Here is a 16,936-nt window from a genome sequence, read left to right as displayed (position 1 = left end):
ATGTGGGAAAGTATCGTTAGTGGCCTTGCAGTTCCTGTCTTAGAGCAATTGGGGAGAGGTGGCAGATTTCTGATCGGCCAGGCGCGTGATGCTAGGAAAGATGTCCAAAAAATAGAGGCGGACATCAAAGCCTTGCGGGAATACCCCAAGCGGTACGAAGCCCTGCATGGACAGGTCAAAATCATGCCAGGGCTGATGAAAGAGCCCATGCCCTTGGATTCAATTTACACGGCTGTTAAATTTCTCGATGACGATAGCCGACGGTACTTTGCTTCGTCAGAAGACTTGGAGCGGTTCTATCGTGAGCAGGGTAAGCGTAACTTTGAGACTGCCGAGAAGCGTCATGATGGCATGTCTATTGCTAAAGAGAAGCCATATTTAATGGTTCTGGGTGGACCTGGTATTGGTAAAAGTACGTTTTTGAAAAAATTGGGATTAGAAGCCTTTAAAGGTGAGCAAGGGCAACTCCAGAGTGAACGTATTCCTGTTTTCATTGAGCTTAAAACTCTGAGAAGTCAATCGATTGACTTAGTTGGTGCGCTTGCTAAAGAGCTTGAAATCTGTGGTCTTTCTAATGCAAGGGCATTTACAGAGTTGTCTCTCAAGAAAGGCAGCCTATTGATTTTACTTGATGGCTTAGATGAAGTCCCTACTGCCAATACGAACCGCGTTATTGAAAAAATTGAGGCCTTTGTCAGAAAGTACCGAAAAAATGCGTTTGTCGCTTCTTGTCGTACAGCCGCTTATCACAGCAGTTTCAAACAATTTAGTGATGTCACCATTGCCGATTTTGATGATGAGCAGATTGAGCAATTTATTCGGCGTTGGTTTAACTCTAAGCTAGACCAGGAGTCTGATACCGCTAATCAATACTGGCAGGAGCTAAAACAGACTGAAAATGAGGCTGCTAAAGAACTGGCTCAGACACCTTTGCTTTTGACGTTTCTGTGCTTGATCTATGAACGAGAGCAAGAATTACCTAATCAGCGCAGTACGCTTTATGGACGAGCTTTAGATATCCTGTTGCGTGATTGGTCAGCTCAAAAAAGATTGGAACGGAATTCAGTCTATAAATATCTGCGTCCAGAATTTGAGAAAGAACTCCTCAACGAGATTGCCTACAACAGTTTCGAAGAGGATCGTCTTTTCTTCTTAAAATCAGATATCACTGATCGCATTAACGATTATTTATCAGACACAGCTAATATTCCAGCAGAATTAGATGGCTCAGCTGTCCTCGAAGCAATTGAGGTTCAACAAGGTATTCTCGTGGAACGAGCTACCGATACCTACTCGTTTTCTCACCTCACTTTACAAGAGTATCTCACAGCAAGTTATATCAGCAGCGAGTGGAGTATCCAGGAATTAGTTAGTGAGCATCTGACAGACGAGCGTTGGCGAGAGGTGTTTCTACTAGTGTCAGGATTGGCAGGCAGGCGCAGTCATGAACTTTGGCTAGCGATGGAGCAACAAGCGAATGCGTTTATTAGCTCACCAAGGCTTCAAGGTTTATTGCAATGGGTGATGAGGCTAAGCGATCGCTCACTCCCCAGCAATCAAATACTGGTATCAAGGGCGTGGCTTTTGTATTGTGCCATCGCCTTCGCCATCGCCAGAGCCAGCGCCATCGACCTCGTCAGCGACAGAGCCTTCGCCATCGACATCGTCAGTGACAGCGACATCGCCAAAGCCATCGTCAGCGCCAGCGCCAGCGCCAGCGTCAGCGTCAGCGACATCGCCATCGTCAGCGACATCGACATCGACAAAGTCAAAGTCAAAGCCATCGACCTCGTCAGCGACAGCGCCAGCGCCAGCGCCTTCGCCAGAGCCATCGACAGCGCCAGCACTAGAGCTAGAGCCATCGACAGCGCCAGAGCCATCGACAGCGCCAGTGCCAGCGCCAGAGCCATCGTCAGCGACAGCACCTTCGCCAGAGCCTTCGCCTTCGCCTTCGCCATCGCCAGCGCCAGAGCCAGCGCCAGCGTTGTCAATTACGAGACACTTTCCAAGAAGTTAGAAGAACTAGAAAACCAGACGCCCTCTAATGAAGCCACATCTGACGAATGGCTAAACTTTGCTAATCAGCTAACTGAAACCTTCCTAACCTTCTTTCACCTAGACAGGGAGCTGGTAACGCTCTCACTTGAAGAAGCCCAATCCTTAGGCAAATACCTCACCGCCACCAAGCTCATAATCGACTGCAAAAACGCCGCTGTTCGGGTCTCTCGCAAAGAATGGGAAGCGATTGAGTCTCGGCTGTTGACGCCTCCAATCACTGAAAATCAAGACTAAGGAATACCTATGAGCCAAATAATCTTTCACCTTACTGAAGCTATGGCCCGCTACAAGGTCTCAGTAAATGCCTTATCCGATGAACTCGGCATCAGCAAAAGCTCGATCGCCCAATGGCGGAGTGGTAAGACAAAGCCCGGTCTAGATCGCATCAATGAAATACTGATTGTCTTGCTGAAGATCGGAGACCCAGAACAATTACGAGCGTTTCCATTGCAGCTGTCAGATGTGCTGGAATGGCGGGTAAACAAAGAACAGAATCTTAACTAGAAGACTGTTTTTGTAGCGCCTCTCTTCAGGTTTGTTGCGCTATAATTGGGCAAGAGAATTTTGACAATCAGATCAGTGATTGCTAGCGGTGCCAGAGGTGCGGCTAGTCGTGGGATTTTAAAGGGACGGGAGAAAAAGAGTTTCGAAAGGGTGAATAGAACACATCAATAATGAGGATTGAGTGATGAGTGAAATTGTTCAGCACGATTACAACGGCTTTTTGATATCCCAACGCAAGTCAGATGGGTATACCTGCCTTACTGACATGGCCAAAGCCACTAATAGGAAGGTGGCTAAGTATTTTGAGTTAAAATCCACAGAAGCTTACCTGGAGGGGCTTTCTGCCGATGTCCAGATTCGGATATCGGAGTTAGTGGAGATCTCTAAGGGTGGTAACAAAGTAAACGACCAAGGTACTTGGGCACATCCTGAAATAGCAATTGATTTTGCTAGGTGGTGCAGTGTCCCGTTCCGTATCTGGGCGAATCGTGCGTTGCGATTATTGATCGAAGCTAAAGAGATTCAGGTTGAGGTTGAAGCACAACCACAGCCCCTGCAACTACCACCTGCCGATGTACGACTCAAAGAATGTGCTAACGCATTTCGTGATTTACAGGAATTAGTTGGCATTGACTTTAACAATCCCCGTGTTCAGCAGCACTATCAAGACGTGATCAACAACATCGTTTTAGATGGTCAAAAGAAACTACCTCTCAGTAAAGATCTCTGGATGGGGATTGTAGAGTTTGCTGAGACCTTGGGTTATAAAGTGACGCCTAAACAAGCAGGCCCTCTAGGAAAGCGCGCTAAGGCTTGGTTTGTTGAGACCACAGGCAAAGCCCCATACGAAGAGCGGCGACTTGTGAATGGGCGGATGTGCCCCGTGAAGCTGTATAACGTTGCAGAGCACGGGGATGGGTTGAGTCAGGTTGTGAGGGAATATTTGGGGGAGATTGAGGGGAAGGCGGCGGCTTAGACTAGTTCAGAATATTTGCTCTGGGGGAACAACTTAAATCGGAATAACGACCAGCATCATCGGCAAAACTAGTATAAGCAGAGAAAAAGTCAATCACTAGGCCGGTGTATGCATTGGTTAGCTAGTAAAAGTGCTTCGCAATTTAAACCAGAACGATCAAGCCGAGTATTACTGCATGAAGAATCACTACTGCACCTAACAAAAGTATAGTTAGAAGCATTTTTATAAGTTCTCCAGTTGGTGGAACGCTCACAGCACCTGGCAGGAGCCATTTCAGACCTCTAACATCAATATCTGCAAACACTCCTTCATCAGGAGGTTTTATTATTACTCTCTCGCTGGAAATCATCTCTTTATGGGGCCTGTCTCTTTTCCAGGCCAATTTGGAGAGTGCATACACCCATTTGCTCCCAATCACCCAATTAATGAAAGCAATTTCAATCGCTACAAACATGAATGCCAAAAAGTTCGCTAGAGTTTGAAATTCAAAAGGAATAATGGCAAGAACCAAAAGAATACTTCCAGCAATTGCCACCTTTGTTGTTCGATCTCCTGCATCCATAACTATTGTTCTTTTATTAGGAGCTAACTTTCTAGCTTTTAGTCCTTCAAAGAATAGTCCGCCAGTTCGCCTTATTTTCTTGAATACTTCATTGCACTCATATGCAGAAAGCGACTCGTAAAGAAAATCAGCAGAGGATACAAGATTAGAAGCTGTCCAAAAATGAGCTCCAGTTAGAAGTAGAAATGCCAACCATGCTTGTTTCACAGGCAACTCTACTTCAAATATCTCAAAGTTTGCGGTTATTCCGAGGATTTTAATTAAAAGAATCAACCCAACCAAAGCAAACCCAGTAGTCAGTATGGAATTTACACGGCTTGCCTTTCCTATTACAACCTCTTGCTCAAGTTTCATTGGTGTCAACCTAGTGATATCACTAATGGCGCGAACAATATTATTTCTAATACAAGTGTAAGTTTACTTTTGTTCTGCCTGCCGAAAACTCACAGTCCTTATAAATGCCTGCAATATTAATATCGAATAGAAGCTGGCTCACTACTGAAGCTGGCTCACTAATATGTATACGGAATTTTTCTGGATAAGACCTTACATGCGGAAGTTATACAGACATCGCCCAACCTAGCACGCAGCCTTGGACGATCGCCCGAAAGCTTCTGTACATTTCCTAAAGACTTTCTGTCGTGGCATCCCTCTTCATTCTCGGTCAGACCTTGGTGGAGATTTTGGAGACTTTAGGGCTGAAATATCAGACCAAGGTCGGAGGTGAGGCTATCTGTCAGTAGTGAGTCGGGCAATGAATGGATGTGGGATACGGGGTAGTTGATGTCTGGGATAGATCATACTTTAATTTATCAGAGCGGATGCTGGAGTTGATTTGGGAAGAAATTATTGCTTAGCCCAAATCAGATTATCTTGGCTAGTCGACAACCTTTAAAGTTATCCGAAACTATAGTTCTAAATTTCATTCCATTAAGCTGCGAATCATTTCAAATACTAATCAATGTAATTCGATGTAATATAAATGTAATTCAATGAAAGTTTAATTGATTGAGATTCATTCGCGTCTAGCAGGTTTTTCTTCTATCAATAAGAGTGTTTAGCATGAATTTAAACTATAAACAAGATCAAAGATTTTCAAGCCAAGACCCTCTGGAAGATTTCCTGACAGGAACACTAAAATTGAGCTCCGCTAAAATTGGTTTTGTTATTTTTTTATTTACGTTAATTATATATAGCCATCTCATTTTCTTGAGTGGTGAACTTAGGGCTGATCACTTTTTTTCTCTAGTTTTTAGGTGTGTTTTATTTCCGTTGCTTCCATTGGCCTATTTATGGTCAGGGAAAGCGCTCTTTGAATTGTTGAGTAACCTCGCTAAAGATAAAACCTTAAAAGTTTCAGAAAAAGAATTTAAGTTTGCAGAACTTCACTACAAGAAAATCCGAAAATTACGTTACTTTGGAAGTATTCTTTTTTCGTTCTTATACAGTTTTTTCTTCGGAATATATATTTTTTCTCCAAACATTTTTATATGGAGTAATGTCAATGGCTTGATCAAACTATTCGCCATTGGCATGAATGCACTTTTTTGTTACATGGGTTTTTCATTATTTGTTACGCTGCTCTTAAATGTTAAGCTCCTACGTCATTTTTTTTCATATAAAACGCTAAAAGTACAATTATTCTATCCGGGTAAATATAGTGGCCTTAGTTCTTTGAGTCGATATACTCTGCATAGTGCATATGCGCTAACTGTCGTTGGTAGTTTTGTTGGTTTGACTGAGTTTACCTTAATTACTGAAGCTATTCAGAATGTCTCTTCATCAACTGAGGTTTCTTGGATTTCAGAAGTTTTTCCAATTCAATTTGTGGAAACTAGTGATGTGAGAATTTGGATAACGCACTTTCAAATGATTTTATACTTTGCTGTATCTCCAATTATTTTCTTTGGCCCTCTTCTCACAACTCACCAAGAAATGGTAGAAGCGAAAGAAAAGGTTCTGAAGGATATTTCCGAACAATTTCAACATGATTATAGTAAGCTCAAGTTTATCCTTAAAGAAGATGGTGAGACGTTAAGAAACCAAATTGAAAGGTTTGATCAACTAGATGCTCTCTATTCTCGAGTTGATAAATTCCACGTTTGGCCATTTGATATCCAAACTCTAAGAAAATACGCACTGTCTTTGTCTGCGCCACTTATCCCATCTATTACCACTGCTCTACTTGACATTTTTCAGGCTACGATAACCAAAGTATTTTCTTAAGGGAATCTCGAAAAATTCAAATATTATTAAAAATTAGCAACTTATTTTCAGGCTTACATCTTCAAAAAATCTAATTGAGACACGCAAAGAATATGGGATTTATGACCAGGCTGCGATAGTACCCTCAAGGGTATTTTTTTATTTTTTATATAATATTGCTAATTGCTTCTAATCTGGAGCGATTTCAAAGTAAGGTGCTCTTGCTTTTGTAACTTGGAGTGAAGCTAGGACTACTTAGGGTTCGATTGGCATGAACGGTAATCTCAAGCAAAAGTAAGTCCAATGGACTTTTGCGGAATAAGCCTTAAAACATCAGGCAGTGAGCAGCAACAGTAAGGGTAGCGTGCTTATTATCCGCTAAAAAAGTACCCTCAGGGGTACTGTTCAACCTATATGGATCCATCCACACTGACTAATGTATTTGGAAATACAGCATGAATCTTTGAGAAATTTGAGAATCAAAATCATACGAAAAAATAAAAATTACCTAAAAGCTTTCTACATCGCCTTGTGGTAGGTATTTTGTTATCAACCAACAGCTTTTAGGTTTGATTCTGGATTTTTTAGGGTGAAAATCAATCAAAAAGGGGCATTTATGGCACTTTACGCGTTTGATGGAACTGGAGATAACTGGGATACAGCTCCTAAGAGAGGCGAAAGTATCGAAACCCAGACTAAAGCTTTCGAACAAGTCAAACTACAAGAGCCATTAGCAAATGATCGCTTTGCGACTAATGTTGTTCTCTTTGCGAAAGAATACAACCAGGCTAAGGTTGGACGTGTCGAATACTTCCCCGGTGTAGGTTCGGGTACACGCGTCGACAGAAGTCTACGTAGAAGCGCAGACTTCATTTTCGGTGGAGCATTTGGATGGGGAGCAAAGGCTATCCTCCAAGAAGCAGAGGAAGCCTTAAGGAACAATGTCGCGAACGGTGACAGTATTATCGATATCATTGCTTATAGCCGTGGAGCCGCAATTGCGCGAATATTTGTCGACAAAATCTCTGCGGATCCTACAAAATATGGATTCACTCAGCCTCCCAAAATTAGATTTCTAGGTTTATTCGATACTGTTGCATCCTTCGGGAACCCCCTCGGGGACAGGGAACTATTGCCAGATCTATTATTTCAGGAAAGCCTTCCTGATAACGTAGAAAACGCATTTCATGCGATGTCTCGAGATCTACATCGCATTGGGTTTGGCCTTGATAGAGCCTATGGGAAAAATCTTCTAGAAGTTTGGTTTCGTGGGGGTCATGGCGATATTGGTGGCAATTCCAAAATCCGCCAGAGGGCTGGTTCGAAAAAAACATCTCAGCAAAGCAAGAAATATAAGGCAAACAGAGAGCGTACTAACATCACCTTGAAATTTATGCTCCGTAAGGCAATCGCTGTTGGGATTAAACTGTCTGAGCCCGAACATGCTACAGACTCCAAGTCTCCTGTTGTCTTTGACCGTGCTGTGACACTCAACCCTTTGGATTTTGGGGAATCAGGTGCAGATCCATCACGTCAACATACGAACACCGATATATTTCACTATACTTTTTTTGATGAGAAAAATCAGCAGATTGGAGCTGAAGATGTACCCTACAATCTTAGATACGAAACTGCAATCATCGAAGATGAAGTCAGTGAAGGTAAGAATTACCGATTAGAAATTAAAAAATTATTTCTACCTCCCGAAAGTGCGTGAATGCTTTACAGCATTAATGAGATCGCAAAAGAGAAAACCCTTAGCATTTTTGACAGCCTTACAGCAATCTAGATTGTTAAACCTTTTGTAATTTTGGTAGTAGTAGGCAGTGTTACAAGCCAGCCTGCTCCCAGTGTCAATATAGTCAGCTGATTGCTGTTTTGTCCTGGTTTTTCTTTGGCATATTCGAGCATACAGCAGCAATTCCATCGACACATACGAGTGCCAGGCATCGACATCTGGTCTCGCTCAACCCATCCCTTTGCGGCTTCATTCAAACAATCCCGACAATGCTGGCAGCCCCCTAGTAAATTTCTTACATATGACCACTCTTCTGTAGAGTGAATGAACTCCTGGGCTTCTGAGTACAGCAACTGATCATCTTGAGGGTAGAGGTTTGCCCTGGCTTTAATGCGGTTGATGGTTAGATTACCATCTAGGATATCTTCACTAAACTGTCTCAAGTATTCGAATTGAACTGTCAGGCGATCGCGCACATGTCCTGAGTGATCATCGTTAATATTTCCACGGGCCCCCATACCCAGCAGGAAAAATAAAGCCGCTGCCGCTGCCGCTATTTCTGCGATTCTGCGCTCCCATTCAGCAACATCCTCGTCGTCTTCGAGCTTTTCAACAGCCGTGGATATCTCACCCTGGATGCGTTCTAGTTCTTCATAAGTCAGTTCTAGAATAGTGCTGAGGGGGACAATTTCGTCGTCGTCGTCATCTACATAAGCACCCTTATCTTCATTCCATTCCCAGTCTTGTTCTTCAGCGAGCGATCTCACCTCATCCCAGTCAGGCTCAGTCAATGGGTCGTACTCAGAGAGGTCAGGTAAGTCTGATGGTGAGGGTTGAAATTTATCGGCCATGGTTCACTCCTTTCATGGCATCATCCATCACCTTATACAACCACTTGGTGTTGATTGAGCCCTGCTTCGTACGTAACCCATTGTTTTCACCTTCTAGCTCTTGTACCCCGGTCGCATCAGTCTCAGGGATCTCCTCAGGCTGACCTTGTGCATTGAGCGTTGCAAGCTTAGGCCACACCACCGTATACCCCTTTTCAACGACCTCACGTTGGTAAACGTCAGGACCTAGCTTTAAATACAACTCAATATCTATTGCCTGCCGAATGCCGGTTGTTAGCATAGCCCGAAAGTCATTAATCATTCGAGCATAAGCACGTTCAGGCGCTCCACTGATATCACGGGCCCCAGTGGCATCCATGCCAGGAATAAGCCACACAGGAAAGCCACCAGGGACTAGATTATGTTGGATCGTCTTCTTGTCCTCAATCAGTGGCTCAAAGTTGGGCACATCAGCGCCCAGACGATCTACTCCAACCCCATAATCTGGATATAAGGCGGTGACGGTACCATCGTTGAGTGCCTGGTCGATGGCCTCTTTGAACTGTTTTTTCTGTTGTGGCTCGGTCCCTTCAGGCATCCTGAAAATATATGGGTTACTGCCCGTGTCATTGGTGACCTTGGCCAGATTGCGGCGTGCTCGGTCATGATCTGCTCGATAGGTTAGGCAACCGCTAAACAGTGACTGGCCATATAGCCCACGCTGACGGTAGCGAAAGTGAATAATTTTAATAGGTGGAAACTGAAATTCTGGGTTTATCTCAAATAGCCGTCGGCGTTGTTCAAACCTCAGCAATTCGCCTGTGTCAGATTCACACCTGAACATCTCCCAGCAGGGCATCTTAAGGGTGTCTGTAATGGCATAGCTATCACCGTCTCTCTCAATGGCCAACTGCCAGAATGAATCACCATAGCCTGCTGCCTCACGAACGGCTCGCTGGAACCGGGTGCCACCAATGACAAAATGGTCCCCATTGCGACGTCGGATCAGTTCAGTGGCGATATTGTACACATCTGGATTAACCGCTGTCTCGCCATCGTCCAAGGTTTTAGAGATTGTGAACCCGCGATCGTCACCGTCAGAACTGCTAAACACATCGCTCTCGATATATCGAAGGACATCATCAAAAATCTTTTCTCGGTTTTCACCATAGATAGCGCTGATTAGAAGCTTGGCCTGTTCTGGGTCTCGAATGGGATATTCAATCAGTTCTTGATCGTAGGTCGGCCATCGGTATGTACTCACTACCGCACTACGCTGGGTGCCGATCATTTGTTTAGGCTGTTGAGCGCCGGTTAGCCGTCGCCATAAACGACCGAGAAAGCCAAGTCGAGCAGGTGGATTGTTGGCGTACATGTTCAGTGAGGTGAGACCGTTACAAGTGTATCAAGATGGAACACTGGTCTTGCCCATTTCGTAGCATAAGCAATCAAGTAGGCCATTGCCTTATGCCTGGGTGCTTTATCTAAGGCCATAACGGCTTGAGAAAACTGTCTCCATCCTCTCCAGCTAGTATCGACCAAATCATCTTCTAATGCCGAAAGAACAGCAGATATTGCAGTGCTATAACGACGATCATCGACTTTTACATTAGCCGACGGATAAATGCTTTGAATGCTGGCTTTGTGGTCGTTGTGAAGAACCACCCAAAAATCAACATCGTTTGTTGATTTTAATGCCGAATCAACTTTATTTAACCCCCCAAACCATTGTCTTAGAGTATGCACTCGCCTGCTATCCTCTGATCTCTTAAGCGTCGCAATTGCGCAAGGTGGACAACCTTTAGGCGGTGCGTCAGAGATGTAAAGTGCTGCAAATTTCATAGCTATACCCAGGAACCCTCGTTTGATTGACCGTAATTAGCCGCTTTTAACGCATGCATCAAGGCAAAGATAACATCATCATTTGAGCCTTGGGCGGCCTCTGGCTTGCCATTCGCGTTCACTACAAAAGATAACAGTTCTCTAGATATATGACTGTTTACGGGGACTTTTAAGTGTCCACGCTCTAACGCTAGAGTCAGTAAAGTGATCAGTTGAGGTCGTGTACTTTCGGTTGTCTTACTGGCCTCTATAGCTTGAGTTGGACATAAAGCGGCTAGCTGCTCTATCCAGGTCAGGCCAGTGTTGTTGCTCTCAATTCGTGTCTCCAATGGGCTAAATGCCTGGATTGCATCGGCCCACCGGCTTACATGGGCTGCACTAGTACCTGATTTCTTGCGGTAGATGTAAGCAATTTTGTAGGTATCGCCATCTTGGCGTAAAACGATTAAAGCCGCCGCGTCACCACTGGTTAGACTGCCCGCATTGGGGTCTCCACCAACATAGTAAGCAGCCGCCTGATCAGGCTCTTGATACCAGACTTCACCCGTATGTATAGACTGGCGTACCGGCGTCTGATCTATTTCTGCAGACCGTACCAACACTGGTGAGAAGACAGCACTCTCAGACTCACTGAACTCCAACTCATACTCTGTCAGAATACCGATGTCAGTTAGGTTCTCTTCAGCCTGCACCCGTTCCAAAAATGTAGGCTCTATTTCCTCTCGGAACCGTTGGATAGTACGCCAGTTAAGCAAGATTGCATACTTGCGATCGCTCTTAAACACTTGATACGGGTCAATCACTCCAGCTCGGATGCCTTCTACCGTTTGAGTAATGGTGTTCTCTGGGATGACCTGACGCAACAGATCATAGTAATGAGGCTGTTTACCGTTGGGTGTGCCGATCAACACTAGCTTTGAGTAAGGGGACCAGGTCCGCATCGGGCTGATCACCTCAAGCGTTTCTTTGAGATGTGGCTGGTGGCCTTGTTCCTCTATGTGCAGAAAATCAACATTTTCCAAACCACGACCACAGGTTTCCGGATCGGCAGACCTAAAGTAAATCGTAGAGCCATTGGAGAATTCAAGCAGACTGAGAGAGTCAGTCACCATAGGAATATTCATCTGCTTGATAAGCTTACGCAACCGGCGGCATAGGTTCCAGGCATCGGTATAGGTGAGGTGAAGAACCAGGCTGGTGTGCTGTGGGATGATGAGGCTAAGCCATAGTTCCATTACCAGTACTAATAGAGTGTTACCTACCTGGCGGCTTTTCATCACAGAGATTGACGCTTTTTGTTGAGCCAATTCTGTAAGGATTAAGTCGGAGAATCGTTGTTGCCAGTCGAGCAGAGTAAACGGTTGAATGCCCTCAAGGGATTTGATTTTGATGTGCTGACAGAACTCAGGGAAGGTATCGGGTAGCATGGCTTTAGTGTTGATATGCTTGGAACCCTTTAGTCTAGGTATTGGCACGATTGGCAACATATGGCTCAATTCTCCACCCCAGCGGTCGCTCCAAATCCTCAACCATATCTATGCCGTATCGCCTTAATGTAGCGCGAGCTTTATTAAAGTCATCTCGAATGCCAAAGTAATCAGCTAACAAAGAAAGAGCAGTCATCTTGTTATGCATTTTGACTGATTTTCTGATCGTCGTTCCTGCTTCTGTATTATTTTCTTGAAAAGTAACTGACTCGATAGCCGCTGTAACATCTTGTGGCAAACTTTTTGAGTCTTCTAGCGTTAATGAACTATCCGTAAAACTTAATACTTGGGTCACATCACCAAAAGCAACTCTTGAAATCTCAGCCAATGTTCTTTCTATAGTAACTTCAGTGCTTGCAGACTGACGTTTCCTAAGCAAAGAAAGATAGGCTTGGGCAGCAGAATTTACTAAAAGTTTCCCCGCATTTGTGGCCGCTGACTTTGAAGAGTAACCAGCACGAATGTAAGCGGCTGTTGCATTAAAGTCCACTAAGTATTCTTCACAAAAACGCTTTTGCTTAGGGGTTAATTCTCCTTTTTTGCCCACATCTCAATTAATCGCAACAGCCTTAGTATAGCCATTGCCTCAGCGATCGCAATTTATACTCATTCGCTATACTCTAATTGTGTAGGTGATTGCTACTTACCCAGGCGGACACCGGTTCGATTCCGGTCATCTCCACCAACGCGGGGATGCAATGGCTCTCGACGTTTGGGGGATTAGGACAGTCTAACCAGCCTCACGAACCATAACATTCAACAACATTGTCGCCTTTGCTCGCCCCTTAGTGGCAGCCTAGGCCATTGCCCCATTAGCTCCTTGGCTGGTGGGGTTTGTTGTACGCGCTAAACTAAACGAGATCGCACCCACCACTCCTGAATCATTATGTTCACTGCCGCCGAATACAAGAGCACCGTCCAAGACCGCATTAGTTTTGGCGGGAATTTCCGCAAGTTTCGCTATGCCGGGACAGAGTTGTCGTTGATGCCCAACGCGGACAGCCTAGGTTCAGGGAGTCGAGACCTTCAGGAAGCCCAGGGACTTTTCTTTGAGCAATGGCGGGTGTGGCTAGGAGTATTCGAAAAGACAGAGCACAGTCTGCCTGATGCAGCATTTAAGCTCGGTGCCAACTGGGAGATCAGCGAGGACGATGGCGCATCCTGGTTCGGGGCATTTATTTTGAAGCCACCCATCAGGCAACCCCAATGGTATGAGTGCATCTTTGCCCGGTTTCTCGCTGGTGCGAATCTCACCGTATCCTATTCAGTGGGCCAGGACACCTACAGCACTGTCGAAGGGAATCGGGTAGAGGATACAGTGCCCGCTCAGTTCACTGCGATCGTGGGTCAGCAGCAACGGCCTACGGATTTGAGCCTACCCGGTACCCCAGCCAGCAGTATTTACCTGGAGGGGTATCACATCGAGCCCAAGGTTGCTCCTGCCGTGAATAAGCAACAGAAGCTAGCGGCGACGCTGAATGGTGTGGCTGGAGAGTTCATTGTGTTGCCTACAGTACAACCGTCAGCAGGACAGAATGCGGGGACAGGGGATGTGGTGAAAGGGGTATTTTTGGTAAAGGGGGTTTGACATCCAGCCCCCACGGGAAAACTGGCGTTTTTCATACAAAAAGTCCCCTGGCTACTACAAGCTAAGGGACTACCTGTCACAACGCGAGCATTGTTGACAGGCAAAAGATCCCAAAACCCAGGCTACCACTACCGGCCAGAAAATAACCCCCGACTGGTGAGGGTGTGAATTTCGCTACGACAATCAGCACAACCAGAACAAGAAACGGATTCGAGATGAGCCACCAAACCGGAACGTCACTGGCAATTCCTGCAGCAAGTATGGCTAGCGACATCACCAGTGTTACCACCGCAGTGATGCGCTTCAGCCGCTCTTTCTCTTGGACAGAGCAAGCGATAACTGAATCAACGCTGCTGCGGAACGCGATGTCAAGAAATATGTGGCTGATGTGAAATACCAACGAGAACATAACGAAAAGCAAGATGCCCATCAAAACTAGAACTTGCAGCCATCGCGATGCGTCTTGCAGGAGGTAGAGGACGGGAAACAGAATACCTAGCCACGGTGGCAGAGTCATTAGCCCTGAGTAGATTCCAATCTCAACGTGTTTGCGCGGTTTATCGCCAATCATCCTCAGCTCTAAGTCTCTCCCGGCAATCGGAAATCCCATCAACGCCCAGTCAGCAATCATGTTCAATAGAGAAGCTGCAAAGGCAATCCAGCCGAGAAAGAGAAGCGGTTCGATGTCTATATTCATGACAAGTTCGTAGGATTGAAAGGCTTTCTGTGTCTACAGCTATTAAAGCTGGTTTGCTTAGTACACCCTAGGAAATATGACGTTTACCTTAATACTGCTGCAGTACATCAGTTCTTAATCACCATAAAACTGCATCAGAACGCCTACCCCTTACACGCCACCCCATCCTTATCCCTATCCAGCCGGTGCGGGTCTTCGCCGATGACGACCACGGTAAAGTTCCGGTTTTCAATCTCCCCACAATCCACGTCATCCTTCCTGGTCTCATATACCGGGATACAGGCACCAGAGTAGTGCGGATCGCAGTCAGCAGGTTGGGGTTGTCTGAGAAGTGTTGCATGATGGTGAGGACATTCAAAGCTTGTAAAGCCTCCATGCATTCCATGCGATCAAACCTGATGTTGCGCCAATGCTCCAGGTTAACTCAATAGCGTTAAAGTCATTGATGCTCGACATCTGAATAATGACAAGAGCGGCAACACCTGAACCAACCGCATACCAATGCAATCCTTTGAGAAGCGTTCTCTTTTGCATGTTCTGTCCTCAGCGACAAGCAATAACCTTATCTCTAGGTTTACACCCCATATAAACAAAACCCCGACCGAAGCCGAGAGTGTGCGCCTGCTGGGTAATGAAGGTTCATCCCCATGGCAGAGCAGAGCAGAGCCCACATTCAAACCCCGCTCTGCGTTCAGTCCCTGAAATGCCATTTGCAGCAACTGATATGAAGACTATACACAGGGCAAACAATAGAAGTCTGTTAACCGGGTGACATGGAATATCGCTTTAGGTGGGTTGCCCGGAAAAACCTCATGATTTATACGGGAGTAGACTAAGGCTTTTTACCGATGTGCGGGGCGCATCCTTCAGATATTGTTGAGCAATTGAAGTTAATTCCCGCCCTTTGGATTAGGGGCTCCTGCAGCGGTTATGGATGTTCTAATCAGTCTATCCATAGCCGCTTCTCTGCTGGGCACATACAGCAAAGGCTGGGGAAGACTCGCTCACTTTCCCCAGCCTTTGCTGCCTCCAAAACATGCGCTACTTGGAGTTATGCAAACACTTTAAGCTTAAAAGTCTTAGGAAGTCTGTTAACCGGACAACATGGATAATGTTGCTTGTGGCACAAAAAAGCCCAGCCAGAGCCGGGCGTTAGCGAGATGCATGGGATCACAGAATGCCATCGTATCAACGCAGCTTCGCTGATAAATCACTTGTGCTAGATTCATAGGCATTCTATTGCACGTTTCTTAACGCACCCCAGGTGGACTGACATAGCCCCTGGGGTTTTTCATGGCAGTAAAGCCCTCGGTTGCGAGGTGTATACCTGGGGCATCCAGTCGTCCAAGGGCAGGCATAGAGTGCCTAGGGTGAGGTGGTGGGTATCGGCGATAATCAATAAACTAAAGACCTAAAACGCGGATTGAGCCTTAATCCTTTTGAAGGATAATATTATGGAAACAATAATAAAGAAAATAAAACCAATTATCTTTGGGGTTGTTTTATGGATACTTATTGTCATACTTGTATCAATACAAGCCCTCATCTTCCCTATTCAAGATGCTGGAATTTGGTCACCAGTGCCACTAACAATACATTTCGTCACTGTGATTCTTGCTGTTTTAGTTATGTCATTTTGGTATTATAAATCAAGCGAAAAACCAAACGGATTTCTCTTAGGTTTTATCTGGCTTGTTATAGATTTGATTTTAGAATCCGCTATAACAATTCCAATGTTTGTCCTTCCATCTGGTCAAACCCACCTAAGTTATTTTTTCAGATGGGACTTATTGGTTGATTTTGCAATCATAGTAATAACTCCTGGAATATATAGGTTGGCAAAAAAGAGATAGCAAACCCACCCCTGACGCTCATTGCTTCGGGGGTTATTTGTTGGGGATGCTCAATACCCTCAATAGATAGCATTAACCAAAAGTCTCGTATTGCAAAAACGTCCTGATCGCTGAACACGCTCCGGTAACCTTGGATGCAGTTTCCCAGGCATTACCATGAGAGCCCCCACAGTTATCGCTTTGTTGTCAGTACTCACGATCGCAGTCCCCACCCCTGTTCGTGCCTGCTACATGGATATGGGAGGCGAGCGCATCGATCTAAGTCATATGTGTGGGGATGGTTCGGGGTCTACACCTGCGCCTGCACCTGCTGCTGAGCCCACACCCCCTGCCAGAGAGGAGCCAGCATACATAAGGCGGGAGGATCTGGCGAGCTTTCAGGTAATCCGCATCAACTCTAACGGAGAAGCAACAGGGCGGGTAAGCTTCACCCGGTCTGCGCCACAAGGGGCCACTGTCCGGGCTTATGTCCGTTTCATGGATGGCACTCGGCGCTATGTTGGGCGGGCTACTCGCACCCGAGGCCAACGCCGGATAGAGATTCAGTTTTGGTTACCCCCTGGCACGTCGGTTAGTGAGGTTGAGGGCGGGGTGAG

General features: G+C 45.5%; 16 protein-coding genes. 8 read left to right on the top strand and 8 right to left on the bottom strand.

The window, feature by feature from the left end; genetic code table 11:
• From N836_RS54390 to N836_RS73395, 3 genes are all read left to right on the top strand, one after another.
• Window positions 1-2,292: an NACHT domain-containing protein gene (locus N836_RS54390; RefSeq protein WP_023073257.1), complete on the top strand. Its 2,292-nt coding sequence runs from the start codon at window positions 1-3 to the stop codon at window positions 2,290-2,292.
• A 9-nt stretch (window positions 2,293-2,301) separates the two neighbouring features.
• The gene (locus tag N836_RS54385; RefSeq protein ID WP_031292904.1) at window positions 2,302-2,562 is read left to right on the top strand and encodes a helix-turn-helix domain-containing protein; all 261 of its coding nucleotides are present in this window, start codon (window positions 2,302-2,304) and stop codon (window positions 2,560-2,562) included.
• Between the two features lie 184 nt (window positions 2,563-2,746).
• Complete coding sequence (locus N836_RS73395; protein ID WP_023073255.1) at window positions 2,747-3,538, top strand: KilA-N domain-containing protein; 792 nt, start codon at window positions 2,747-2,749, stop codon at window positions 3,536-3,538.
• A gap of 142 nt (window positions 3,539-3,680) precedes the next feature.
• On the opposite strand, the gene N836_RS54375 is transcribed toward N836_RS73395, so the two are convergent.
• The gene (locus N836_RS54375; RefSeq protein ID WP_023073254.1) at window positions 3,681-4,454 is read right to left on the bottom strand and encodes a hypothetical protein; all 774 of its coding nucleotides are present in this window, start codon (window positions 4,452-4,454) and stop codon (window positions 3,681-3,683) included.
• A 708-nt stretch (window positions 4,455-5,162) separates the two neighbouring features.
• Here N836_RS54375 and N836_RS54370 point away from each other — a divergent pair.
• Both N836_RS54370 and N836_RS54365 read left to right on the top strand, forming a co-directional pair.
• On the top strand, window positions 5,163-6,326 hold the full coding sequence (locus tag N836_RS54370; protein ID WP_023073252.1) for a hypothetical protein: 1,164 nt from the start codon (window positions 5,163-5,165) through the stop codon (window positions 6,324-6,326).
• A 568-nt stretch (window positions 6,327-6,894) separates the two neighbouring features.
• Window positions 6,895-8,022 carry a T6SS phospholipase effector Tle1-like catalytic domain-containing protein gene (locus N836_RS54365; protein ID WP_023073251.1) on the top strand — a complete coding sequence of 376 codons (1,128 nt, stop codon included), beginning with the start codon at window positions 6,895-6,897 and terminating at the stop codon, window positions 8,020-8,022.
• Window positions 8,023-8,090: 68 nt separating this feature from the next.
• On the opposite strand, the gene N836_RS54360 is transcribed toward N836_RS54365, so the two are convergent.
• Genes N836_RS54360 through N836_RS73390 form a run of 5 tightly spaced genes read right to left on the bottom strand, consistent with a single transcriptional unit; the run spans window position 8,091 to window position 12,749 of the window.
• Entirely contained in the window at window positions 8,091-8,894 is an 804-nt protein-coding gene (locus N836_RS54360; RefSeq protein WP_023073250.1) for a hypothetical protein, read from the bottom strand.
• Window positions 8,884-10,248, bottom strand: a complete 1,365-nt coding sequence (locus N836_RS54355) for a hypothetical protein (RefSeq protein ID WP_023073249.1) — start codon at window positions 10,246-10,248, stop codon at window positions 8,884-8,886. The genes N836_RS54360 and N836_RS54355 overlap by 11 nt, the downstream gene beginning before the upstream one ends.
• 2 nt (window positions 10,249-10,250) lie before the next feature.
• Window positions 10,251-10,715: a hypothetical protein gene (locus N836_RS54350; protein WP_023073248.1), complete on the bottom strand. Its 465-nt coding sequence runs from the start codon at window positions 10,713-10,715 to the stop codon at window positions 10,251-10,253.
• Window positions 10,716-10,717: 2 nt separating this feature from the next.
• Complete coding sequence (locus tag N836_RS54345) at window positions 10,718-12,142, bottom strand: phage terminase large subunit family protein (RefSeq protein ID WP_023073247.1); 1,425 nt, start codon at window positions 12,140-12,142, stop codon at window positions 10,718-10,720.
• A 34-nt stretch (window positions 12,143-12,176) separates the two neighbouring features.
• On the bottom strand, window positions 12,177-12,749 hold the full coding sequence (locus N836_RS73390; RefSeq protein WP_023073246.1) for a terminase small subunit: 573 nt from the start codon (window positions 12,747-12,749) through the stop codon (window positions 12,177-12,179).
• A 339-nt stretch (window positions 12,750-13,088) separates the two neighbouring features.
• Between N836_RS73390 and N836_RS54335 the strand changes: the two genes are divergently transcribed.
• Window positions 13,089-13,790, top strand: coding sequence for a hypothetical protein (locus N836_RS54335; RefSeq protein ID WP_023073245.1), 702 nt, complete (start codon window positions 13,089-13,091; stop codon window positions 13,788-13,790).
• A 76-nt stretch (window positions 13,791-13,866) separates the two neighbouring features.
• On the opposite strand, the gene N836_RS54330 is transcribed toward N836_RS54335, so the two are convergent.
• Both N836_RS54330 and N836_RS75885 read right to left on the bottom strand, forming a co-directional pair.
• The gene (locus N836_RS54330) at window positions 13,867-14,487 is read right to left on the bottom strand and encodes a DUF6796 family protein (protein ID WP_023073244.1); all 621 of its coding nucleotides are present in this window, start codon (window positions 14,485-14,487) and stop codon (window positions 13,867-13,869) included.
• A 354-nt stretch (window positions 14,488-14,841) separates the two neighbouring features.
• Window positions 14,842-15,021 (bottom strand): hypothetical protein, encoded by a 180-nt coding sequence (locus N836_RS75885; RefSeq protein WP_023073243.1) that lies wholly within the window; start codon window positions 15,019-15,021, stop codon window positions 14,842-14,844.
• A 920-nt stretch (window positions 15,022-15,941) separates the two neighbouring features.
• Here N836_RS75885 and N836_RS54320 point away from each other — a divergent pair.
• Both N836_RS54320 and N836_RS54315 read left to right on the top strand, forming a co-directional pair.
• Window positions 15,942-16,340 (top strand): hypothetical protein, encoded by a 399-nt coding sequence (locus N836_RS54320; protein WP_023073242.1) that lies wholly within the window; start codon window positions 15,942-15,944, stop codon window positions 16,338-16,340.
• 156 nt (window positions 16,341-16,496) lie between these two features.
• Window positions 16,497-16,936, top strand: a 440-nt coding sequence (locus tag N836_RS54315; RefSeq protein WP_036053452.1) for a hypothetical protein, incomplete at its 3' end; no start/stop codon positions are given.

Source organism: Leptolyngbya sp. Heron Island J (assembly GCF_000482245.1).
Taxonomy (GTDB): Bacteria; Cyanobacteriota; Cyanobacteriia; order Phormidesmidales; family Phormidesmidaceae; genus Leptothoe.
This window is presented reverse-complemented; position numbering and strand designations above follow the sequence as displayed.